The sequence below is a fragment of the Paenibacillus sp. Soil522 genome (assembly GCF_001428245.1).
Lineage (GTDB): Bacteria > Bacillota > Bacilli > Paenibacillales > Paenibacillaceae > Pristimantibacillus.
Genome location: NZ_LMRV01000099.1, coordinates 178,306 through 201,999 on the forward strand (window position 1 = coordinate 178,306; position 23,694 = coordinate 201,999).

At 48.4% G+C, this 23,694-nt stretch carries 19 protein-coding genes; 18 read left to right on the plus strand and 1 reads right to left on the minus strand.

Features of this window, described 5'->3' with window-relative positions; all coding sequences use genetic code 11:
* The first annotated feature begins 417 nt into the window (after positions 1-417).
* From nirB to ASG81_RS27900, 18 genes are all read left to right on the plus strand, one after another.
* Positions 418-2,568, plus strand: a complete 2,151-nt coding sequence (nirB, locus tag ASG81_RS27815; RefSeq protein ID WP_056642409.1) for a nitrite reductase large subunit NirB — start codon at positions 418-420, stop codon at positions 2,566-2,568.
* The gene (gene nasC, locus ASG81_RS27820; protein ID WP_056642412.1) at positions 2,553-4,715 is read left to right on the plus strand and encodes an assimilatory nitrate reductase catalytic subunit NasC; all 2,163 of its coding nucleotides are present in this window, start codon (positions 2,553-2,555) and stop codon (positions 4,713-4,715) included. The genes nirB and nasC overlap by 16 nt, the downstream gene beginning before the upstream one ends.
* Positions 4,716-4,905: 190 nt before the next feature.
* Complete coding sequence (locus tag ASG81_RS27825; protein ID WP_155972008.1) at positions 4,906-5,814, plus strand: permease; 909 nt, start codon at positions 4,906-4,908, stop codon at positions 5,812-5,814.
* The gene (locus ASG81_RS27830) at positions 5,811-6,800 is read left to right on the plus strand and encodes a TIGR03943 family putative permease subunit (protein WP_056642414.1); all 990 of its coding nucleotides are present in this window, start codon (positions 5,811-5,813) and stop codon (positions 6,798-6,800) included. The genes ASG81_RS27825 and ASG81_RS27830 overlap by 4 nt, the downstream gene beginning before the upstream one ends.
* 201 nt (positions 6,801-7,001) lie before the next feature.
* Entirely contained in the window at positions 7,002-8,141 is a 1,140-nt protein-coding gene (locus ASG81_RS27835; protein WP_056642418.1) for an acyl-CoA dehydrogenase family protein, read from the plus strand.
* Between the two features lie 23 nt (positions 8,142-8,164).
* A complete protein-coding gene (locus ASG81_RS27840) occupies positions 8,165-9,337 on the plus strand; it encodes an acetyl-CoA C-acetyltransferase (RefSeq protein WP_056642421.1) in 1,173 nt (390 codons plus the stop codon).
* Positions 9,338-9,353: 16 nt separating this feature from the next.
* Positions 9,354-10,217, plus strand: coding sequence for a 3-hydroxybutyryl-CoA dehydrogenase (locus ASG81_RS27845; protein WP_056642564.1), 864 nt, complete (start codon positions 9,354-9,356; stop codon positions 10,215-10,217).
* Positions 10,218-10,243: 26 nt separating this feature from the next.
* Positions 10,244-11,386 carry an acyl-CoA dehydrogenase family protein gene (locus tag ASG81_RS27850; protein WP_056642567.1) on the plus strand — a complete coding sequence of 381 codons (1,143 nt, stop codon included), beginning with the start codon at positions 10,244-10,246 and terminating at the stop codon, positions 11,384-11,386.
* Positions 11,387-11,418: 32 nt separating this feature from the next.
* Complete coding sequence (gene prpB, locus ASG81_RS27855; RefSeq protein ID WP_056642425.1) at positions 11,419-12,318, plus strand: methylisocitrate lyase; 900 nt, start codon at positions 11,419-11,421, stop codon at positions 12,316-12,318.
* Positions 12,308-13,429 carry a bifunctional 2-methylcitrate synthase/citrate synthase gene (gene prpC / locus ASG81_RS27860; protein WP_056642429.1) on the plus strand — a complete coding sequence of 374 codons (1,122 nt, stop codon included), beginning with the start codon at positions 12,308-12,310 and terminating at the stop codon, positions 13,427-13,429. The genes prpB and prpC overlap by 11 nt, the downstream gene beginning before the upstream one ends.
* 21 nt (positions 13,430-13,450) lie before the next feature.
* Positions 13,451-14,893: a bifunctional 2-methylcitrate dehydratase/aconitate hydratase gene (locus tag ASG81_RS27865; protein ID WP_056642434.1), complete on the plus strand. Its 1,443-nt coding sequence runs from the start codon at positions 13,451-13,453 to the stop codon at positions 14,891-14,893.
* A gap of 143 nt (positions 14,894-15,036) precedes the next feature.
* Complete coding sequence (locus ASG81_RS27870) at positions 15,037-15,546, plus strand: hypothetical protein (RefSeq protein WP_056642437.1); 510 nt, start codon at positions 15,037-15,039, stop codon at positions 15,544-15,546.
* Between the two features lie 203 nt (positions 15,547-15,749).
* Positions 15,750-16,157: a hypothetical protein gene (locus tag ASG81_RS27875; protein ID WP_056642439.1), complete on the plus strand. Its 408-nt coding sequence runs from the start codon at positions 15,750-15,752 to the stop codon at positions 16,155-16,157.
* A 133-nt stretch (positions 16,158-16,290) separates the two neighbouring features.
* A complete protein-coding gene (locus ASG81_RS27880) occupies positions 16,291-17,112 on the plus strand; it encodes a GNAT family N-acetyltransferase (protein ID WP_235549062.1) in 822 nt (273 codons plus the stop codon).
* Positions 17,113-17,184: 72 nt separating this feature from the next.
* On the plus strand, positions 17,185-17,826 hold the full coding sequence (locus tag ASG81_RS27885; RefSeq protein ID WP_056642444.1) for a Bax inhibitor-1/YccA family protein: 642 nt from the start codon (positions 17,185-17,187) through the stop codon (positions 17,824-17,826).
* 184 nt (positions 17,827-18,010) lie between these two features.
* Positions 18,011-18,457, plus strand: a complete 447-nt coding sequence (locus tag ASG81_RS27890; protein ID WP_056642448.1) for a GyrI-like domain-containing protein — start codon at positions 18,011-18,013, stop codon at positions 18,455-18,457.
* A 326-nt stretch (positions 18,458-18,783) separates the two neighbouring features.
* Complete coding sequence (gene icmF / locus ASG81_RS27895; RefSeq protein WP_056642450.1) at positions 18,784-22,059, plus strand: fused isobutyryl-CoA mutase/GTPase IcmF; 3,276 nt, start codon at positions 18,784-18,786, stop codon at positions 22,057-22,059.
* Between the two features lie 21 nt (positions 22,060-22,080).
* The gene (locus tag ASG81_RS27900) at positions 22,081-22,632 is read left to right on the plus strand and encodes a cob(I)yrinic acid a,c-diamide adenosyltransferase (RefSeq protein ID WP_056642454.1); all 552 of its coding nucleotides are present in this window, start codon (positions 22,081-22,083) and stop codon (positions 22,630-22,632) included.
* Between the two features lie 142 nt (positions 22,633-22,774).
* Here ASG81_RS27900 and ASG81_RS27905 read toward each other — a convergent pair whose 3' ends face one another.
* Positions 22,775-23,653 carry a LysR family transcriptional regulator gene (locus ASG81_RS27905; RefSeq protein ID WP_056642457.1) on the minus strand — a complete coding sequence of 293 codons (879 nt, stop codon included), beginning with the start codon at positions 23,651-23,653 and terminating at the stop codon, positions 22,775-22,777.
* Positions 23,654-23,694 lie beyond the last annotated feature (41 nt).

A 23,694-nucleotide genomic window follows, 5' to 3' on the forward strand; every position in this document is an offset into this window, starting at 1 on the left:
ACAAACTTAGAGATGTAAAAGCTAAACGTGATTAATATTTCCAAAATAAAAGGGAAGATGCGATTTTCATCATAGATGGATTACAGATTTGTAATCCCATACCGAATTGTAAATTTGTGTAATGTGTGTGTCAATATAGCTCACACAAAAATTTTTATTTTTCAAAAATGAGCGTATTATTGTGTTATATATATTGACATACCATACGTCATGAACTAATCTTACATTATAGAACGATTAGAGCACAGCGGCGTGCCAACTCAAACGGCAATGATGCCTTTTCCCCGAATCCGGGAAAGGGCTTTTTATGTACATTTTTGCTCAAACATATCGTTGGGGGGATACTATGTTTAATATAACTGCGCTACACCCGCTGACAAACGACTTAGTAAATTGCATGAGTGGATGTGAACATAAATGAGTAAGGAAAAACTTGTAGTCATTGGTAATGGCATGGCAGGCATCAAATGTGTCGATGAAATTATAAAGCTTGCACCGGAAAAATTTCAAATAACAGTAATTGGCAATGAGCCGCATCCGAATTATAACCGAATATTGTTGTCAAAAGTATTGCAAGGTGATTCCGACATTGAAAGTATCGTGATCAATGATTGGGCTTGGTATGATGAAAGGGGAATCCACCTCTTTACGGGTGAGACTGTCACTCAAATTCATTCGGAAGCACAATATGTTACGACCTTATCCGGTATTCGTATCGATTTTGATTACCTTATTATAGCAACCGGCTCCTCAGCCTTCATTCCGCCCATAGCTGGCGTTCATAAGTCTGGTGTCATCTCATTCCGGAACATCGAGGATTGCCAGACGATGATAAAGTATGCAAAAAAATATAAAAAAGCTGCCGTCATCGGTGGAGGCTTGTTAGGTCTTGAAGCCGCAAGAGGCTTGTTGAATCTCGGCATGGAGACGGATGTGATCCACAATGCGCCTTACCTGATGAACCGCCAGCTTGATCGCAAGGCTGCAGAAATGCTTCGTAAGGAATTAGAAGAGCAGGGCATGCGGTTTTGGCTAAGCAAAGAAACGGAAAGCATTACCGGTTTGAATCGTGCCAAAGGTATTCGCTTCACGAACGGAAGCTCATTGGAAGCTGATTTGATCGTCATTTCTGTAGGAATTCGTCCTAACATCGAGCTCGCCAAAAAAAGCGGCATCGAAACGAATAGAGCGATCGTCGTCGACGATTATATGCGTACGAGCATGCCTAACGTTTATGCGGTTGGCGAATGCGCAGAGCATCGTGGAGTCGCTTACGGTCTGGTCGCGCCGCTATATGAGCAAGGTAAGGTGCTTGCCAGCATTATTTGTGGAGAAGAATCAGAGCCCTACAAGGGTTCTGTCCCTTATGCACAGCTTAAGGTATCTGGAGTAGAGGTCTTCTCGGTAGGCAATATTAATAAAGAAGAAGCAGATACAGCGATTCAGCTGTATGACGGTATTCGCGGCACTTACAAAAAAGTGACGATGATAGACGGAAAGGTTCGCGGCGCTATTTTGTTCGGCGATACGGCAGAAGGAACCTCTTTGCTTGGCTTAGTGAAAAGAGGGGCATCCATTTCAGAGCTAACCGCTCCTTCGAGCGCAGCAGACAGCGGCGGACTGGATGAGGCAGCCGCAAATATGCCAGACCGTGAGACGGTCTGTGCCTGCAACGCAGTCAATAAATCGGCTATCATGTGCGCTGTTATTGAAGATGGTCTGCAAACGACGGAGCAGGTTCGCGACTGTACGAAGGCATCAAGCTCCTGCGGCGGCTGTCGTCCTATGGTTGCGGCAGTTGTGCAATATGCGCTTCGGCATGGTAAAGAAGCTCTTGCAGCAACGGCTCCCCCAGTCTGCGGCTGCACGGATGTCAGTCATGAAATGCTTAAGGCTTCCATTGCTGCCCATTCATATTCTAATATGAATGAGGTTAAGACCGCTTTAGGCTGGAAAAGCATATCCGGATGTTCAATCTGTACATCTGCCATCGACTATTATTCGGCGCTATATCATTCAGAAGCTGCCAAACAAAACTACTCGAACAGTACAGATGAAAGCTGCAACGACCTCTCGGTTGGCGTTCATCCGGACAAGGAAGCGCGCATCGATGCTAAATTTGATTCGCGGTTGCTAGGGCGGGAGCTTCAAAGCTATTATGACGGCTTGCCTTTTCCTTCACCAGTGAGAGCAGCCGTTACGTCCAGCCTTCGAAATCCGGCTGGGGTGCTTGTACATGACATTGGCATAACCGGAGCACCCGCCGGCTGGGAAATCTATGCGGGAGGACATTCTGAGCTTCCGGTTAAGCAAGGTCAGCTAGTCGGAATAGCTGAGTCCGATAATGACGCCGTGATGCTTTCCGTATCTTGCCTTCAGCTCTACCGGGAAAGAGCGGACTATGGCGAACCGCTCTGGAAGTGGATCGAGAGAGAAGGAATCGTAGAGATCAGAGAGATGTTATTTGACGGGGATTACCGTATGGACCTTGTCGATCGAGCAGAAGCATCAGCCATAACGAAAAAAAATGAGGAAAGGCTCGGTGAAAGCATATGCGGCAATTGTTAAGTGCTCCGATAAGTACGGAATCGAGCTTTGTCACGGAAACGCAATGTCCGTTTTGCAGCGTACAGTGTAAAATGCGCATAACGAAAGAGCTGCCGATACCTGGCTCACGCCGGTATTCATATGCGGTTGAAGGCATACCGAACGCCGCTTCGGAAGGACGCTTATGCGTGAAAGGCATGAATTCCTATCAGCATGCGACAAGCACGGACCGCTTGCTTCAGCCTCTAGTAAGGAAGGATGGCCAGCTTGTTCCGGCAACTTGGGAGGAAGCTTTAAATACGATTCATAACAAATTCCAAGCTATCAGCAAGGAGCACGGCCCCGATTCGCTAGGCGTATATGGCGGGGGATCACTGACAAACGAGTCTGCCTATTTACTGGGTAAGTTCGCAAGGGTAGCGCTGGGAACCAAATATATAGACTATAACGGCAGGTTTTGCATGTCGGCTGCCGCTTCTGCCGGCAATAAAACATTCGGCATCGATCGTGGACTAACTTGTCGATTAGCGGATATCCCGCTTGCACGCTGCATCATTTTGGCCGGAACGAACATAGCCGAATGCCAGCCGACTTTGATGCCTTATTTCACGAAAGCTAAGGAAAATGGAGCCATTATCATCGTCATTGATCCAAGGGTTACAGCAACCGCTGCAATTGCAGACATTCATTTGCAGATCAAGACCGGTACAGATGCCGCGCTTGCAAACGGCATGCTTAAAGTGCTGCTGGAAGAAAAGCTGATGGATGAAGCGTTCATCGCCAAAAGAACGAACGGGTTTGCGGAGTTGAAGGAGCATCTGTCTTCCATCCAACTTAATGAAGTGGCCGAGTTAACGGGCTTGAATGAGGAAACGATCCATAAGGCGGCGATTGCTTACGGGCAAGCGGAAACAGGCATTATTTTCACGGCAAGAGGTGTAGAGCAGCAGACAGACGGGCATGTGGCGGTGCGGAACTTCCTGAACATGGTCATCGCTACAGGGAAAATCGGCAAGCCTGGCTGCGGCTACGGCGCCGTTACCGGTCAAGGCAATGGGCAGGGCGGCAGAGAACACGGACAGAAAAGCGATCAATTGCCAGGCTACCGGAACATTGAAGATGAGCAGGACCGCGCTTATGTCGCTGGCGTATGGGGAATTGATCCGGCAGAACTCCCGCGTAAGGGCGTATCAGCATATGAAATGATGGAGCTTGTTCACCAGCGGGTCATTCGGTCTTTGTTCGTAATGGGCTCGAATCCTGTCGTATCTAATCCGAATGCTGATTTGGTCGAGGAAGGACTATCCGGGTTAGACTTCTTAGTTGTAGCGGATATGTTCATGTCCGAGACGGCGCGGATGGCCGATGTCGTATTGCCCGTCACGTCATATCTAGAGAATGATGGAACTTTAACCAATCTTGAGGGCCGCGTGCTCTTGAGAGAATCTACTATTTCTTCCCCTGGCGAGACGAGGCATGACTGGAAGATTTTATGCCAAATTGCCGAAGGGCTCGGAAAACATGAATATTTCCCATTTCATACAGCTGAGCAAATATTCGATGAGCTCAGAATCGCAAGCCGCGGCGGTCTGGCTGACTATTACGGCATCACCTATGATAAGCTGCGGCGGACTGGCGGTGTCTATTGGCCTTGTACGTCAATCGAGGAGACCGGCAACCAGGGGATCATGTTCGAGCATGCCTTTGCCCATTCGGACGGAAAAGCGATTTTTATGCCTGTATCCAGCAGGCAGCCTCAGGAGACGCCAAACGAGGAGTTCCCGCTCACGATGACTAATGGAAGACTGCTGTCTCATTATTTGACAGGAGTCCAAACACGCAGAAGTCCTTCACTAGCCGCGCGAAATGTAGACAATTACATTGAAATCCATCCGAAAACAGCAAAGAAGTATCGGATAGAGGATGGCGAATGGGTGGAGGTCACCTCTCGCAGAGGCAGCTTCAGCGTTAGAAGCCGTTTCACGGATAAAATTAGAGAGGATACGTTATTCGTTCCGATGCATTGGGGCGGGGTGCAAAACGTGAACAAGGCGACTAGTCCTGAGCTTGATCCTAATTGTAAAATGCCAGGCTTTAAAACCTCGACCGTTACCATAAGCCCTCTGCGTTTGCAGCATCCAAGCAAGTCGCAAGCGCAGCATGTATAGTCCTTTCAATTCATAAGTGAATCCAAATTTTAGGACCGTTCTGAGCTGCCCATATGGAGCCGAACGGTCCTTTGCTGTGACAAGCTTGACACAACGGCTGCGAGTGGTTTAAAACCATATACAGAGGTATACCGACTAAAAGCTATTTTTATAAGAAGCAATACGAGAATGAGCAGTGGAGATGAGCTAGTTGACGACTTTATATCAGCTCAATACGATTTTTATCAGCATGGTGATGGAAGCTATTCCTTTTGTGTTGGTTGGTGTCCTTATTTCCGGATTGATTCAAACCTTCGTCAAGGAGAGATGGATCGCGCGCATCATGCCGCAAAATCGTTATTTAGCCACGATGTTCGGCTGCGGGATCGGCATTTTTTTTCCTTCCTGCGAATGCGGGATCGTTCCGATAACGAGAAAATTAATAAACAAAGGCATGCCGCTGCACGCCGGTATTGCCTTTATGCTAACCGGCCCGATTATAAATCCGATCGTGTTGTTCTCTACTTATATCGCCTTCGGGAATGATTGGCAAATGGTCGGCATTCGCGCAGGGCTTTCGATTGCGGTCGCTTTCTCGGTTTCGATCATCCTTTCATTTTTGATTAAGGAGCTGCCTTTCCGTATTCAAGATGGGCAAACTGCTGCGGCAATTGCGCATGGATCGGAACATCTCGCTGCCCGTCTTCCGCTTAACAAGAGACTTTATGAGGTTGTCGCGCACGCGGTCGATGAATTTTTTTCCGTCGGAAAATATTTAGTGCTCGGAGCCTTTATCGCCGCATGCATGCAGACATTCGTACCGACCTCGTACTTGCTGCATCTTGGCAGCAATCCGGTGACATCATCGCTCGTTATGATTGCCTTGGCCTTTATTATTTCGCTTTGCTCGGAAGCGGATGCCTTCATTGCAGCTTCCTTCAGAAGCACATTCACGGTCGGCTCATTATCTGCATTTTTAGTTTTTGGACCGATGATTGATATCAAAAACACGCTTATGCTGCTCGGAACATACCATAGAAAATTTGTTTTCACTTTGATAGCTTTGGTAGCGATCTTTACCTTAACCGGATCGTTAATCGTAGGGAGGTTATTCGGATGATTCGATTTTTCATATTGTTCGGATTTTCTTTCATGTTTTTCATGCTGCATTATACCGGTGATATTAATAAATATATCAACATGAAATATGCCTACTTATCGATTAGCGCTGTCGTCATTTTGGGGCTGTTAAGCATCTTTGAATTCGTACGCGTCTCGCGTCTGCAGATTGCTGAGGAGAAGAAGCAGGCGGCTGCCGCCGGTTCGAATGAGGATGATGAGGCATCCCGGCACGGCGAGCAAACGAGTCATGAGCATCGCACGCATAAAGGTCATGTACATGATCACCACGCACATGACGATCACACACATCTTCATGCGCACGCGCATGAGCATCATCACGACCATGGCCATTCACACGGCAACGATACTAAGCTTAAGCGATTTTTCAGCTACCTTATCTTATTTGTGCCAATTATAACGGGGCTTTTCCTGCCGGCGCATGCGCTAGACTCAAGCTTCGTGAAGGCAAAGGGTTTTTCCTTTCCGAGCTTTGAAGAAAATATAGAAAAAAATCCCGGCGCCCATCAGTTTTTGAAGCCTGATTCAAGCGTATTTTATCGTAAGGAAGATTACACGCAAGTAAAAAATAAAGAGCTTGCACAATTCATTAACCGCCAAGCAATCACTCTTACCGATGCGGATTATTTAAAAGGCATGGAGGTCATTTACAATTCGCCGGACGCCTTTATGGGCAAGACAATCGGCTTCGACGGCTTCGCCTACAAAGGGCAGCAGGTGGACGGTAATCATTATTTCGTCTTCCGCTTCGGCTTCATTCATTGTGTTGCGGATTCCGGTGTTTTTGGGATGCTGGTCGAATTTCCGAAAAATACGCAAATCAAGGATGATGATTGGGTGCATGTATCGGGTAAGCTGACCTGGGAGCTGTATCAGCCGTTTAAACAAACGATTCCTGTCTTAAAGGTAAACGATTGGAAGCCTATAGAGGCGCCTAAAGACCCTTATGTTTATCGCACAACTTAATTTAGATAGGGCAAGAAGTCAACCATTACAGGTTGGCTTTTTTTGTTTGGCGTGTCCTTTCTAATCATAGGTGAGCCGTATATAAACTGAACCTAAGAAAGTCATTTTTAAGGAGACAGCATTCATATAATACGATACAAGCGGATACTGCCGTGCTTTGTCCATCTAACTTGGCCTGCCATAAGAAAGGGAGGGAGGGAGATGCTTTTTTCTTTATCCGAAGAGCTGGAGATGACCCGTTCGGTCATAAGAGAATTTGCGGAAAGCAAGGTTGCTCCAAATGCCGGGGAAAGAGATGAGGAAGAAACTTTTGATCGTTCGATTTTCGAAAAAATGGGGGAGCTCGGCATCACGGGAATTCCAATCGGCGAGCCTTACGGCGGTGCCGGAAGCGATTGGATGACGTTTACCGTTGTGTTAGAAGAGCTCTCACGAGTATGCGCTTCGACGGCGGCTGCACTCGCTGCACATACCGTTTATGCGGCTTGGCCGATTTACGCTTTTGGCAGCGAGGAGACAAAAGCTTCCTTTCTGAAGGAATTGGCGAGCGGTAAAAGGCTGGGAGCATGTGCACTGCCAAGTGCCATAAACGAAAAAGCCAGAATGGATGACGGCATTACCGCCCGCCTGAATGGGGAAAATTGGGAACTGAACGGTAAACATTCCTTCGTTATCCAGGCGGAGATTGCGGATTGCTGCGTCGTGTTTGCGCAAATCGGTAAAGGAAAAAGGAAGTCCGGTTTCGACGTATTTCTAGTTGAGAGCGGAACGGCTGGATTCGAAACCGGAAATAAAGTGCGAAAGCTGGGCTTGCGTTCTTTAATGACTGAAGAAATCAGATTTAAGCAGTGTATGATTCCGAAGAAAAATAGAATTGGCCAAGAAGGACAAGGTCAAGAAATGGCTATGTCGTTAATAGAAACCAGCCATATTAGTGCAGCTGCGCAAGCTGTTGGCATCGCACAGGGAGCGCTGGAGGCGGCGGCCGCTTATGCTAAGGAGCGCAAGCAATTTGGCACTCCGATCGGAAAGCAGCAGGGAATTTCCTTTAAGCTCGCTGATATGTCGGCCAAAATCGAGGCCGCCCGTCTGCTCGCCTATCAGGCAGCATGGCGTAAGGACGCAGGCTTAGACTGTAGCAGGGAATCTGCTATAGCCCGTAAATTCACGGCAGATACAGCTGTCGCTGTAACGATTGAAGCCGTCCAAATATTTGGCGGCTATGGTTATATGCGGGAATATCGAATGGAGCGATATTTGCGTGATGCCAAATGCTTGGAAACCGAAATTGGAACCGGCGGTATGGAGACGGATTGCATTTACCGCATGTTGACGGAATAGGGAGGCAGGGAGGCGATTCCATCATGCGTCATACGGTTGTTGTCGGCGGGCGAAGAACGGCTTTTGGTAAATTCGGCGGCATGTTCAAGGATGTAAAGGCAGTAGAGCTGGGAGCAGCCGCGATTAAGGGAGCGATGCAGCAAACGGGAATATCAGCTAATCAAGTGGATGCAGTCATGATGGGCATGGTGCTCCAAGCGGGCTGCGGGCAAAATCCGGCGCGCCAAGCTGCGAGGCTGGCGGGTATCGATTGGAGCGTCCCATCGGAAACGATCAATAAAGTATGCGCCTCAGGGCTGCGCGCCATAACGCTGGCGGATCAAATTATCCGCACAGGAGATGCGGATATGATTGTGGCTGGCGGAATGGAAAGCATGAGTCATGCGCCATTCGCTATCCGGACCGCCAGATGGGGCAGCAAGCTGGGAAATACCGAGTTAACCGATATTTTAATCAACGACGGACTTCTTTGTCCATACGACGATGTTCTGATGGCTGTTCACGGCAACCGGGTCGCTGCTGAACTTGGCATAAGCCGTACCGAGCAGGATGAGTGGGCATTAAGAAGCCATTACCGCGCGAGTTCCGTTAGCGCTAGACGTTTTTTCGAGGAGGAAATCGTATCCTGTCTGGCAACGGCAAGCGCTATGACCGATATCGACGAAGGTCCGCGCGCCGATACGAATGAGAAGAAGCTGGCGCAGCTTAAGCCCATCCACACTTCTAACGGAACGATTACTGCGGGAAATGCTCCAGGCGTAAATGATGGCGCAGCGGCATTAATCCTGATGTCTAACGAGAAGGCGCTTCGAGACGGATGCATACCGGTTGCCAAAATAATCGGGCATTGCACGATCGGAACGGAAGCTCCCTATCTTGCTACGGCTCCCGCCCTAGCCATCCGGAAGCTTTTGCAAAAAACGGGCGTTTCGATGAAGGATATCGATGTTTTTGAGGTGAATGAAGCATTCGCTTCCGTCGTTTTGACATGCGGCAAAATACTCGGATGGGATGCTGAGAAGGTTAATGTGAACGGAGGAGCAATTGCGCTCGGTCATCCGATTGGGGCAAGCGGAGCTAGAATTATGCTTACCCTAATTCATGAATTGCAGCGCAGAGGCGGCGGTCTTGGAATTGCTGCCATTTGCAGCGGCGGGGCGCAAGGAGATGCGGTATTGGTTCAGGTTGATGGATGAAGCTGGGATGGTGACCATGACTATTCGAAACGTAATGGTAATTGGAGCTGGACAAATGGGCAGCGGAATTGCCCAGACACTTGCCCAAAGCGGACTGCAGGTAACGCTTTACGATATCGAGACGGCAGCGGTCAATCAAGGCATATCCTCGATTGGCGCCAATCTGTCGCGGCTCGTCGCGAAGGGAAAAATGACCGAGGAGCAGCGAGAGCTGCTATTAACCAAAATTGCCGTTTCGACGGATTTGGAAAGTGCTGAACATGCGGAGCTTGTTATTGAGGCGGCGCCGGAGCAGATGGACACAAAAAAAATGTTATTTAGGCGGCTTGATCAAATTTGCCGGCCGAATACGATATTAGCGACAAATACGTCTTCGCTGTCGATTACAGATATTGCTGCAGCGACAAAACGGCCGCAGCTCGTCATCGGTATGCATTTCATGAATCCTGTGCCTGTTATGCCGCTCGTCGAGATCATCCGAGGGCTTGCGACATCGGATGAAACTCTCGATAGCATTCAAACGCTAGCTCTAACACTTGGAAAAACGCCGGTGGAGGTGCATGATTTTCCAGGCTTTGTCTCTAACCGCATTCTGATGCCGATGATCAATGAAGCCATTTACACGGTCTATGAAGGGGTAGCTGAACCGGAGGCTGTAGACCAGGTGATGAGGCTGGGAATGAAGCATCCGATGGGACCGCTCTCTCTCGCCGATTTCATTGGGCTTGATACATGCTTAGCCATTATGGAGACGCTGCACGATGGATTTGGGGATTCGAAATATAGGCCTTGTCCGCTGCTGCGAAAATATGTGCAGGCTGGCTGGCTGGGCCGCAAGAGCGGACGAGGGTTTTACATTTACGAAAAAGGGCGGGGATAGGTTCAGCAGGAAAGGGGTGCATGGCGTTGGAGCTCCGGTATACTCAAGAGCAAGTAGAACGGCAGAGAGCGGTCCAACAATTTGCAGAGACAGTAGTTGCCAAATTCGTGCCGGATATGGAGCTAAAGGATGAATTTCCTCGCACGCTTATCGCCAAAATGGCTCAATTTGGACTTATGGGCATTCCTGTTCCCAAGCAATGGGGCGGAGCAGGCGCCGATTTTATATCGTATATTCTTGCTATTAACGAGATATCGAAAGTGAGCGCCGCAGTTGGCGTCATCCTATCCGTTCATACATCTGTCGGAACTTTTCCGATTTTGCAGTATGGCTCCCAGGAGCAAATTTCAAAATATGTGCGGAAGCTTGCAGCCGGAGAGAGCTTAGGCGCTTTTGCATTAACCGAGCCCAATGCCGGATCGGATGCTTCCTCCATTCGTACGACAGCCGTACTTGAAGGTGAGCATTATATTTTAAACGGGACGAAGCTGTTTATAACGAATGCCGGGGCGGCGAACATCTATGTCACCTTCGCGGCAACTGACCCTGCCAAGGGACCTCGCGGAATTACCGCGTTTATTATTGAGAGTGATGCGGAAGGGCTAACCATCGGCAGAAAAGAAAAGAAGATGGGTCTCCATGGCTCAAACACCTGTGAATTGATCTTCGATCAGCTGAAGGTGCCGATTGCGCAGCGGCTGGGGGAAGAAGGTAAAGGGTTTACCATTGCCAAAGGCTCGCTTGATGGCGGCCGAATTGGTATCGGGGCCCAAGCGCTAGGTATTGCTCAAGCGGCTTTGCAGGTGCTGGATAACCATTTTAACCCGCGCGTTGCCGGCAGAGTCAAACTGCGCGATAAGCTGCAGCACCAGCACGCGAAGCTTGCCGAATTGACTGCACAGGTCGAAGCAGCCAGATTGCTCGTCTATAGGGCTGCATATTTGCGTCAGCAGGGGCTGCCTTGCACGATGGAAGCCTCCACCGCGAAAATGTTCGCTTCCGATACGGCAGTTACCGTTACAGGTGCTGCGGTTCAAATGCTCGGAACGGAGGGCTGTACGAAGGCGCTGTCCGTAGAGAGGCTGTTTCGCGATGCGAAGGTCACTCAAATCTACGAGGGTACCAATGAGATTCACCGGATCGTGATTAGCGGACAATTGCTAAAATAAATGAATTTTCCCCCAAAAAAGGAGGTGGCAAAATGGGTCATACTCCCGGGCAGCGTCTTCGCGAGGCGCTTAACGCCGAAAAGCCTCTGCAGGTCGCAGGCGCAGTCCATGCCTATTCAGCCATTATGGCTGAAAGAGTCGGGTTTCGCGCTTTATATCTTTCAGGAGCAGGCATAGCTAATGCTTCCTTCGGGCTGCCCGACCTCGGAATTACAACGCTGCAGGATTGTTTGGAGGAGGTTAGAAGAATAACAAGCGTAACGGAGCTGCCGCTGCTCGTAGATGCCGATACCGGCTTCGGCGGAGCCTTCCAAATTGCGCGCATGATGAAGCAAATGAATCGTGCCGGAGCTGCCGGCGTTCATATCGAGGATCAGATCATGGACAAAAGATGCGGACACCGTCCCAATAAAGCGATTGTAAGCAAAGGGGAGATGGTGGATCGCATAAAAGCCGCGGCAGATGCAAGAGAAGATTCACATTTCGTGATTATGGCCCGTACGGACGCCCTTTCGTCAGAAGGATTGGAAGCAGCAATCGATCGAGCCTGCGCATGCGTCGAAGCAGGAGCGGATATGATTTTTCCGGAGGCGGTCACCAGGCTTGAGGACTACCGGGCATTCGCCGATGCCGTAAAGGTTCCCGTGCTTGCAAACATTACGGAGTTCGGTCAAACTCCGTTATTTACGGCAGAGGAGCTGGGAAATGCGGGAGTAAGTCTGGCTTTATATCCGCTTTCGGCATTTCGTGCGATGAATGCGGCAGCGCTGCTCGTTTATCAGACAATCCGGCTGGAGGGTACGCAAAAAAACGCAATTGGTCATATGCAGACAAGAGCGGAGCTCTATGATTTTCTAAACTATTTCAGCTATGAGCAAAAGCTGGATCTGCTATATGGCAGCCGGGAGGAGGGATTTAGCGATGGCGACTAAAAAACCGGGCGGGCTCGCTGAAGTTGTTGCCGGGCAGACAGCAATCTCTACAGTCGGCAAGGAAGGGAGAGGGCTAACCTATCGCGGCTATTCGATCGACGATCTCGCAAGTCACGCGTCCTTTGAAGAAACCGCTTTTTTGTTGATATACGGAAAACTCCCGAATCAAGCGGAACTGCAGCAGTATAAACGCAAGCTTTCAGGCCTTAGGCGGCTGCCGGCAGGCTTGCTCACGATTTTGGAGCAGCTGCCTTCGAGCACGCATCCGATGGATGTACTGCGAACAGGCGTTTCCGCACTTGGTGCCTTTGAGCCGGAGAGGGAAGGGCATGACCAATATGAAATTGCCGATAGGCTGATCGCAAGCAGTGCATCCATACTGCTGTACTGGCATCATTTTCACGCGGGCGGCAGCAGGATCGATACCGAAACCGATAACGACAGCATTGCCGGACATTTCCTCCAGCTGCTGCATGGCCATCGCCCGAACGAGCTCCATGAGAAGGGTTTGGATGTTTCTCTCATTTTGTATGCGGAGCATGAGTTCAATGCTTCCACATTCGCAGCCCGCGTAACGGCATCCACCTTATCCGATATGTATTCGGCAGTTACGACCGGTATCGGCACGCTGCGCGGGCATCTTCACGGCGGCGCGAATGAGGCGGCAATGGAACTGATCGAACAATTCGCAGGTCCAAGCGAAGCGGAGAGCGGCATTTTGCAAATGCTGAGGGAAAAGAAATTAATTATGGGCTTTGGTCATCGCGTTTATTCGGTTTCTGATCCAAGATCGGATATTATCAAAAAATGGTCGAGAAAGCTCTCTGAGGATACCGGCGATCTGTCGCTCTATCTAGTTTCCGAGCGAATTGAGCAGATTATGCTGCAGGAGAAGAAGCTCTTTGCGAATTTAGACTTCTACAGTGCGTCGGCCTATCGGCTAATGGGCATTCCGACTTCCCTTTTCACTCCGATCTTTGTCATCTCCCGCACTAGCGGCTGGTCCGCACATATTATCGAGCAGCGCGCCCATAACCGTCTCATTCGTCCGAATGCTGACTATACAGGGTCAGATCCGCTGTCGTGGACTCCGATCGATCAACGAGTCTGACAAAAGGAGGAAGAGAATCCTATGTCCACGCCTGTCAGCAACGAAAGGCCGAAGCCCGATCAAGCGCTTGTCGATATTGCAAAGTATGCTGCGCATTATTCGATCGAAAGCGCAGAAGCATACGAGACGGCCCGGTATTGTCTCATGGATACGCTCGGCTGCGGCTTGCTCGCGCTCCGTTATCCGGAATGCACGAAGCTGCTAGGTCCAATCGTTCCCGGAACGATCGTACCGAATGGGGCTCGTGTACCAGGCACCGCATTCCAGCTTGATCCGGTCACAGCCGCTTTCAACATCGGCTGCATGATCCGGTGGCTCGATTATAATGATACATGGCTTGCGGCGGAGTGGGGCCATCCGTCCGATAATTTGGGAGGCATTCTTGCCGCCGCCGATTATATAAGCAGAAAAAATATAGCCGGAAGCAAACCGCCATTAACGATGCGCGACATACTCACCGCGATGATTAAGGCTCATGAAATTCAAGGTATTATTGCGCTTGAAAACAGCTTCAACCGTGTAGGACTCGATCATGTCATCCTTGTGAAAGTCGCCTCAACCGCAGTCATAACGGCGCTGCTCGGGGGCACGCAGGATGAAATTATCGCAGCGGTATCGAATGCATGGATCGATGGACACCCGCTCCGTACCTACAGGCATTCACCGAATACGGGAACGCGAAAATCATGGGCAGCCGGCGATGCGACGAGCCGAGCTCTTAGACTTGCCATGATGGCTGTAAAGGGAGAGATGGGCTATCCTTCCGCGCTGACTACGCCGGGATGGGGATTTTACGATGTTCTCTACCGGGGGAAAGAATTCTCGTTTAAACGCGGTTTTGAAGCATACGTCATGGAAAATGTGCTGTTTAAAATATCCTTTCCCGCTGAATTTCATGGCCAAACAGCAGTCGAATGCGCGATACAGCTTCACAAGGTAGTTAAAGACAGACTGCATGAAATTGGTAAAATCGTACTCACGACGCATGAATCTGCCATACGCATCATCGACAAGACCGGATCGCTGCACAATCCGGCGGACCGCGATCATTGTCTTCAATACATGGTAGCAATCGGACTGCTGTTTGGAGCTTTGACTGCCGATCATTATGAGGAAGCTGCTGCGCTCGACCCGCGAATAGATGCGCTCCGTCTAAAAATGATTACGGTTGAAGATAAAACGTATTCGCAAGACTATCTGGATGAGAGTAAGCGTTCGATAGCTAATGCGATTCAAGTTTTTTTTACGGATGGTACGACCTCGGAAAAGATAGAGATCGAGTACCCGATCGGCCATCGGCGCAGACGGCCTGAAGCCATCCCGCTTCTGCAGCTTAAATTTGAATCCAATCTGAGAAGCCGTTTTCCATCCAAGCAAGCCCAAGTGATATTGGAGCTTTGCCTTGATCAAGAAGCGCTAGAGCGGACTCCTGTCCATCAATTCATGGAGCTGTTTGTCATTTAACAAATGCCTGCGTAAAACGCGGGTTTTTCTTTTTTTAACAAAAATTTTATTGTTGCATCTCTGTAACTTATTGCGCCCTGCAAACGTTATAATCTATACTTAAGCCATATAAGAATAATTCATTTCAAAGGGGCGTCTGCGGTATGAAAAAATATTCAATGATCGCAGCAGTTGCAATCGCTTGTCTCACGGCCTTTAGCTTTGCGCCGACGGGCGGCCGGGAATATGTACCGGTAGAAAAAACGCCGGACTTGGAAACAGGCTACATCGCAAACGTCCAAAAGCAAAATAATCAATTCATGTTGTCCTTTGATTCGATTGAATGGTACGAGGGTGATCAGGCCGCCGCTAAATTTACCCAGCGGGAAGGGGATTCGGGTCTCGATGCCCCGCCTGATGGCTATTATATTATAAATGACGATGAAACCTTGCAAGCATTGCCTATTGAAGACGATGCCGAGGTTCTTATGCAAATCTATAATCGTACAGGCAATATTGCCGAAGCAGACATCGTCTGGGATGAGCATATTTCCGTCGAAAAATTCATCGGTCTGATCAATACGGAAGATGATTTGGATATAAAGAGCTTCCCTTATCACTTGACCGTGAAGGACGGTAAAATCGTTCGGATTGTTCAGCAATATATTCCTTAACCAAACAAGGACGATCGACATCGCAACCAGAAAACAAACTGGGCGCCGATGTGATCGTTACCCTTCAAAAGTCGCGGATATCGCGGCTTTTTTTAAACAAAAATACGTGAATACTAAACAAGTTGGCATCAAAATGTAGGAAAAGCTTATCTTATGTCGAATAAGTGTAAGTCAAACTTATATGAAACAAGGGAGTGGGCGGTTTGTTTTTACATTTTCTACAATCGAAAGAACATAAAGTAGCTTTTCTGGAATTGGCGCATCTCGTGGCAAACGCTGACGGGTTCGTGAATAAGAAGGAACGCGGATTTCTGCAAGCTTACAAGGATGAAATGGACATCGGGCAATTGGATATTAGCTTCTCATCAGAAAAGCATCTTTCGGACATCATTGGCGATCTGAAAGATGAGCATGTGAAAAATATCTTTTTCGCAGAAATTTTGCTTCTCATATTCGCAGACGGGGATTACAACGATGACGAGAAACAAATCACAATGGATATGAAGCGTCTGTTTGGTTACTCAGACGAAACCTATGAAACGTTCAAAAGCTGGGTCATCCGGATGGATCAGCTGAAAATCGAAGGCGTAAAGCTCATTTTGAACCCTTAAACGATTAAACGCCAGGAGATACCTACGTTACCCACAAAACCTCCGTCTTCCAATTGGAAGAGCGGAGGTTTATCGTTAAAAAGTGGTAATTTATTGTTTACTTAATTGAACCTTAAAGTGAAGGAGGTGCGAGGTGAAACTGCCTGTTATGAATGAAGAGCTTGCTAAACGTATACAACAATCAGAAATCGATTATTTAACTTCAAGAATCAGCTCAATCGGCGAACGGAAAGGAAATCCCGAGGGAGTTGAAATCAATACGTTTGGCGAGACAATTGCTTATTATATTAAAACGATGCCTTGGTTCATTTTCAATTCAGTTAAGGGCCTCTCGGATGCGGATACGAACAGGCTGGAGGATATTGTCCAGTTCTACGCAGCCAGAGACCGGCTGTTTCAAGTTGATCTGAATCCCGTACATAGCGGCTCAATGCTTTTTAAAAGACTAGCAGAGCTTGGCTTTTACCAAAATGGCTTCCATTCCGTGTTATATGGGTTACCGAAAGAAGATAAACCCTATCTTCAGACCAATATCACGATCGTTGAAGTTGATAACGAAAAACAATTTGATCATTATGCCGAAATCCATTGTCTAGGTTCAGGCATGCCATTATCAGCCAAACAACACTTTGTGAATAACAATATTGGATTACTGAATAGAGCAGGGTGGAAAATCTTTTTGGGGTATTTAAACGGAATCCCGGCAGGAGTGGCCGTTATGCATATCAGCAGCGGAATCGCCTCCTTAACCTTAGCAGCCACCCATCCTGAATACAGAAATCAAGGGCTTCAAACTGCTCTAATAAACAGACGGCTATTCGAGGCGCACGAAGCAGGATGTGAGCTTGTCACGGCTCAAGCAAGCTTTGGCTCCACAAGTCAAAATAATATGGAGCGTGCCGGCATGCACATTGCCTGGACACGATCAACATTTATTCAGAGCAATAAGATGTAAAATTTCTTTTTTATGACTGCATTTCATGCTATCATGGGGACTATAAACATTCGAAACGGGGAGAAAGATAAGATGAACTATAGTCATTCAAGCGGATATGGGAAGCCCATGCAAAAATTAATGCTGACATTTTTCTTTGCCTTGCTTGTATCCATTGGCGGCATGTATCTTGGAACGATGCTGCCAAGCGCTGCAAGAATTCCGCTGTATATTTTAGAGATCGGCTTAATTATTGCCATTATTTTCTTGCGTAAATCGAAAGCGGTCGGATATTCGTTAATGTACGCTTTTATGATCGTATCCGGCGCAGTTCTGCAATTTTCATTAAGTTATTACATTGCATCGATGGGTACGAGTATTGTCATCCAAACCGTCGCAGTAGCCGTTATCGTTTATGCGGGTCTTGCCATCTATGCAACCTACACAAAAGAAGATTTTCGTTTTCTAGGCGGATTTCTATTCGCATCGTTGATTGGACTCGTTGTACTCGGACTGATGCAGTTTTTCTTTCCGTTCGGAGGGATGATGGAAACGCTGTATGCAGGCTTTGGTTTACTAGTGTTTATCGGCTACACGTTATATGACTTTAACCGTATGTCCAAAGAAGGCTTCGACGAGAGCGAAATTCCTATGATGGTCGTAAATATTTATCTGGATTTGGTGAACATGATTATTTATGCGCTCCGGTTCGTTAAATCATTGCTAGATGATTAAGGTTTAGAATCATTAGGAAAACTCAGAAGGGGTGCCCCTCAAGTAGATTAATCTACTGGAGGCGCACCCCTTCATTATTAATTTTAAAGGTATTTCGTGGAAAAAAAGGATATTCAGTTAAGTTCCTCGAATGTACTGTACTGTAATTTGAATAACGCCATAGCAACGAAAGGATGGATAACGATTGGACCCTGAAAACCCAGTACAATTGCTTGAATGGCCTGAAATAAAACTTATCGGCTTGTATGTCACATCCTCTTTTCAGGGACACCTTCCTGAAAAAGTGGACGCAATGAAGGAAGAATTTTACAAACGAAAAGGCGAAATAGGGAGTATCATCCATCCAGAACGATACATAAGTCCGAGTTTTACTTCAGAGGTTCTATTTACTTACTTGATCTGTATGGAGGTCGAGGATCTTTCTAATGTACCCGAAGGAATGATCGGATTTACGATTCCTCCTCATCGTTATGCGAGAATAAAGTCCAAAGGCGATCCCTATCAAGACATTCATAATTATTTGGATAGCATTGGCCAACAAAGTGACAGGCGAGCCCTTGCTTTAGAGATATACCATTTTGAAAATCCAACTTGGCCTGACGAGGCGGAAGTTCTTCTTCCCTTAAAATAATGTTTCCAGCTAACGCCTTCCGTGAAATTCGTTTGGCCGCTATTCTGCAAAGAGTCTTCATTCGAATCCGACGATTCAGTCTAGTGCGCAAAAGCTTTTTTTGCTGAAATTGAATGTAAATATTCGAGCTGATGTGAATTAAATATATCTCCTTAACAGTCGCAGAAATGCGGCTTTTTTTTATTCAGCGGCTAGCTGATACCCCTCTAATAATCCGGTATCTCTCACGAAAAATCGAATATTGTAATAAGGAGAAGATGTATTTCCGGTTCGGCTGAGTTTAAAAGTTGGTGCAGGAAAAAATCGTTGGAAGGGCGGGATGAACGTTGCAAATACAAGTTTATCGCCGGAATTGCCATGTGCGTTTTGTTACGGCTGCCGCTTTATTCGATGGCCATGACGCCTCAATTAACATTATGAGACGGATTCTCCAAGCTTCCGGCGTCGAGGTCATTCACCTGGGTCATAACCGTTCCGTTCATGAAGTGGTGAGTTCGGCGATCCAGGAAGATGTACAGGGAATTGCCGTCAGCTCCTATCAGGGTGGCCATGTCGAATATTTGAAGTATATGTACGACTTGCTCCGGCAAGAGGGAGCAGGCCACATTAGGATCTTTGCGGGCGGGGGAGGCGTAATCGTTCCTGCGGAAATCAAGCAATTGCATCAATATGGAATCGCCAGAATTTTCTCGCCGGACGACGGGCGCGAGATGGGACTGCAGGGCATGATCAATCATATGATCCGGGAATGCGATTATCCGACACCGAAGCAGGCGGAACGGGATTTGGCGGCATTATCGGATAGAAACTGGGGAGCCATCGCCAAATTGATTTCCTTAGCGGAAGAACATGCGGCTAAGGCTGACTTGGACGATTCCGCAGCTGCCGTTCTGAAGCAATTAAAAGCGGATGTTCCCGATGTTCCGGTACTCGGTATTACAGGAACAGGCGGTGCGGGCAAGAGCTCGTTAACCGATGAATTGGTGCGCCGTTATCTGGATCAATTCCCGAATCGTTCGGTTGCCGTTATCTCCGTCGACCCGTCCAAGATGAAATCTGGCGGAGCGCTGCTGGGGGATCGGATCCGGATGAACGCTATTCATGATCCCAGAGTTTTTATGCGCAGCATGGCGACAAGAGGATCCAAGTCCGAGATAAGCGAGGCCACGAAGGACGCGATCCATATCATCAAACGGGCGGGTTACGATTTTGTCATTATCGAAACAAGCGGGATCGGACAAGGCGGCGCTGCAATCGTCGACCTGTGTGATGTGGCGATGTACGTCATGACCAGTGAATTTGGAGCGGCTACCCAGCTGGAAAAAATTGATATGATCGACTTTGCAGACGTCATCGTCATCAATAAGTTTGAACGGAGGGGATCCGAGGACGCCCTTCGGGATGTCCGCAAGCAATTCAAGCGCAGCCATCAGTTGTTTGATGTATCCGATGAGGAACTGCCCGTGTTCGGGACGATCGCCAGCCAATTTAATGATCAGGGCACAACAGTGCTCTTTGCCAATCTTATGAAGATCATAGAGGCGAAAACAGGCGGAAGCTGGCCGGTTCAGCATGATGCAGCGCTTACGAAAGTGACGAGGAAAAAAAGGATCATTCCGCCGGATCGAGCCGGTTACCTGGGCGAAATCGTTCAAACCGTTCGTCAATATAAGAAATTTACGGAGGAACAAGTCGCGGCCGCCCGGAATCTGGCCCAATTGAGGGGAACCAAGCAGCTGATCGAATCCGACAAAGGGGGGCTTCTGTCTGATGCCGAGGCGTCAATATTCGTACAGAAGCTGGAGGCCATGCTCGCTTATTACTCCTCCAGCCTTCATCCGGATTGCAGAAAGCGGCTGGAGGAGTGGCCGGAAATACGCGAAGCCTACAAACAGGATCGGCTGGCCACAAAGGCTGGCAACATGGTAAACATGACTGATTTGTATATCGAATCGCTGTCCGGCAGCAGGATTCCGCGGGTCAGCTTGCCGAAGTTTGAAGATGCCGGAGAAATCCTGCGTTGGCTGCTAAAGGAGAACTTGCCCGGTTATTTCCCTTATACAGCGGGTGTATTCCCGTTCAAGCGGACTAATGAAGATCCGAAGCGCCAATTCGCCGGGGAAGGAACGCCGGACCGTACCAACCGCCGCTTCCACTACCTCTGCCAAAATGACGAAGCCAAGCGGCTGTCTACCGCCTTCGACAGCGTAACCTTGTATGGGCAGGATCCGGACTATCGTCCCGATATATACGGGAAAATCGGAAATAGCGGCGTGAGTGTATGTTCATTGGACGACATGAAGAAGCTGTACGACGGTTTTGACCTTTGCCACCCCTCCGTTAGCGTATCGATGACCATCAATGGTCCGGCACCGGTTATTCTGGCGATGTTCATGAATACGGCCATTCATCAGCAGGCCGAAAAGTTCGCGAAGAAGAACGGACGGCAGCCGGATGAGATCGAATACGAGACAATCAAGGCTGCAGCGCTGCAAACTGTGCGCGGTACGGTTCAAGCGGATATTCTCAAAGAAGATCAGGGGCAGAATACGTGCATTTTTTCGACCGAGTTTGCCTTAAAGATGATGGGAGACATTCAGCAGTATTTTATCGATCATAAAGTACGCAACTATTACTCGGTCAGTATTAGCGGCTATCATATTGCGGAAGCCGGAGCCAATCCCATCACCCAATTAGCCTTTACGCTTGCTAACGGATTCACCTTCGTCGAATACTATTTATCCCGCGGCATGCGGATTGATGATTTTGCCCCGAACCTGTCGTTTTTTTTCAGCAACGGCTTAGATCCTGAATACAGCGTCATGGGGCGCGTCGCACGCCGAATATGGTCTACGGTTGTTAAGCATAAATACGGGGGCAATGAACGAAGTCAAAAGCTGAAATACCATATTCAAACCTCCGGCCGCTCTTTGCATGCGCAGGAAATGGACTTCAACGACATCCGCACGACCCTGCAGGCGCTTATTGCGATTTATGACAATTGCAATTCCTTGCATACGAATGCTTATGACGAGGCTGTAACGACGCCGACAGAAGGATCCGTACGCCGGGCGATGGCGATACAAATGATTATCAATAAGGAGTTTGGAATGGCGAAAAACGAAAATCCGCTCCAGGGCTCCTTTGTCGTGGATGAGCTGACCGACCTCGTAGAAGAAGCCGTGCTCACGGAATTCCAGCGCATTCACGATCGCGGCGGAGTGCTTGGCGCGATGGAAACCCAGTATCAACGCGGCAAAATTCAAGATGAATCGCTGCATTATGAGCTTAAGAAGCACTCCGGCGAACTGCCGATTATCGGCGTGAATACGTTCATTCATCCTGGACAGAACGAGAATCTTTACGATATTGAACTGGCCCGTTCGACAGAAGAAGAAAAACAGAAGCAAATTAATAATTTGCAGTCCTTTCGGCTGACGCATCAGGACAGATGCGAAGATGCCCTTGTAAAGCTGAAGCAGGTTGCTCTGGAGGATGGAAATCTGTTCGAAGCGTTAATGGAAGCCGTAAAATCAGCCTCGCTTGGACAAATCACGAGCGCCTTATATGAAATCGGGGGTCAATACCGCCGAAATATGTAAGTGCATGAGAGGAGGGATTTTGTGAAAATCTATACGAAATCAGGAGACAAGGGCCAAACCAGCCTCGTTTACGGACAGCGGGTGTCAAAGCATTCTCCACGGGTTCATGCCTACGGGACGTGCGACGAGGCGAATTCGATGATCGGCTTGGCGCTCTCCACCCTGGGGCAAGACCAAGATTGGTCTTCCTTCCGGCAGCTCTTTCACGTTGTTCAAACGAAGCTGTTTCATGTAGGGGCGGAACTTTCGACTCCACCGGGAAAGAAGGTCGCCTGGCCGATTGCGAATGAGGATGTTCGTTACCTGGAGGAGCAAATTGACGACTTGGAGGCAAATTTGCCCCCATTAGCCAATTTTATTTTACCGGGAGGTCATATTTGCGGCGCTTCGCTTCACGCGGCAAGAACGATCGTTCGCCGTGCGGAAAGAATGACTGTTGAGGTTCAACAGGAGGAGGAACTCAATCCGGTTGTCCTATCGTATTTAAACCGCCTCTCCGATTTGCTGTTCGTGGCTGCCCGGTATATCAATCATCGGACGGGAAATTCCGAACAGTCTTTGCATCATGAATAACGGGAAGTATGCAGCGCCGACTTAAAAAAGGTTAATAAAACTGCGGCTTTCTCCCGGTAATCCATAGGGGAGAGGCGCTATAATTCCACACGATCCTGCAATTGCGCCGTAACCGCCAATATAATTGGCGGTTTTATACTGTCTATCGAACCAGTTCAATAAACTTGCTTGCTGCACTGGTAAGCGGCATGTTTCGCATAATCATAATCCCCACGTGAGTGGGCGGTAGAGGCACGTCTAATTGAATCTCGTAGAGCGATCCCTCTTCCAGTTCCTTCGAAACGAATTCTCTGGTCACGTAAGAAATTCCGAGTCCCCTCCGCGCAAACTCGATGAGAAGATCCACGCTTCCAACCTCGATTTCAGGCTTGAGTGTATAGCCGTAGCTTTGGAATAATTCCGTAATGGCCATTCGTGCCCGGCTATTCCGGGAGAAAAGGATGACGGGGTACTGGAGCAGCATATCCAGCGATAGTACCTTTTCCTTAAGCTCGGCATATCTTGCGCCTGCTACAAAGCAATCCTGCAGTTGGATACTTTCCCTCACTTCAAGCTGTGAATCGACGATCGGCATGCGAACGACGCCCAAATCAATTCTGCCTTCTTTTAAGAAAGTGATAATTTCCGGCGTAGTTCCGTGATTCAGGTGCATCTTGATGCCGGGATGCTTCTGATGGAAGTCTTCCAAATAAGGAAGCAAATAATGCTTGAACAGCGAATCGCTTCCGCCGATCCGCAGTTCACCGCTATCCAAATTTTTAAGCGCGGACATTTTTTCTTCGGCCAGCGATATTAAGATCTGAGCCTGCTCAATATAGGAATACAGGATGGACCCCTCTTGCGTTAGCGCAACGCCTTTGGAATTCCGATAAAACAGAGTGATGCCAAAGCTGTCTTCAAGCTGTTTGATGGCGTGGCTCACGCTCGGTTGAGTGAGGTACAAGGCCTTGGCAGCCTGTGTCAAGCTGCCTGTTTTCGCAGCCCAATAAAATACTTTGTACAATTCGTAATTTTTGTTCATAGACGTGGTCTATAGCTCCTGTGAAATATATTAATTACTTG

Coding starts and splice junctions, on each gene's coding strand:
- ASG81_RS27845 (WP_056642564.1), top strand. CDS start 9,354: ATGACTATTCGAAACGTAATGGTAATTGGAGCTGGACAAATGGGCAGC.
- ASG81_RS27870 (WP_056642437.1), top strand. CDS start 15,037: ATGAAAAAATATTCAATGATCGCAGCAGTTGCAATCGCTTGTCTCACG.
- nirB (WP_056642409.1), top strand. CDS start 418: ATGAGTAAGGAAAAACTTGTAGTCATTGGTAATGGCATGGCAGGCATC.
- ASG81_RS27905 (WP_056642457.1), bottom strand. CDS start 23,653: ATGAACAAAAATTACGAATTGTACAAAGTATTTTATTGGGCTGCGAAA.
- ASG81_RS27865 (WP_056642434.1), top strand. CDS start 13,451: ATGTCCACGCCTGTCAGCAACGAAAGGCCGAAGCCCGATCAAGCGCTT.
- ASG81_RS27835 (WP_056642418.1), top strand. CDS start 7,002: ATGCTTTTTTCTTTATCCGAAGAGCTGGAGATGACCCGTTCGGTCATA.
- ASG81_RS27885 (WP_056642444.1), top strand. CDS start 17,185: ATGAACTATAGTCATTCAAGCGGATATGGGAAGCCCATGCAAAAATTA.
- ASG81_RS27830 (WP_056642414.1), top strand. CDS start 5,811: ATGATTCGATTTTTCATATTGTTCGGATTTTCTTTCATGTTTTTCATG.
- nasC (WP_056642412.1), top strand. CDS start 2,553: ATGCGGCAATTGTTAAGTGCTCCGATAAGTACGGAATCGAGCTTTGTC.
- ASG81_RS27840 (WP_056642421.1), top strand. CDS start 8,165: ATGCGTCATACGGTTGTTGTCGGCGGGCGAAGAACGGCTTTTGGTAAA.
- prpC (WP_056642429.1), top strand. CDS start 12,308: ATGGCGACTAAAAAACCGGGCGGGCTCGCTGAAGTTGTTGCCGGGCAG.
- prpB (WP_056642425.1), top strand. CDS start 11,419: ATGGGTCATACTCCCGGGCAGCGTCTTCGCGAGGCGCTTAACGCCGAA.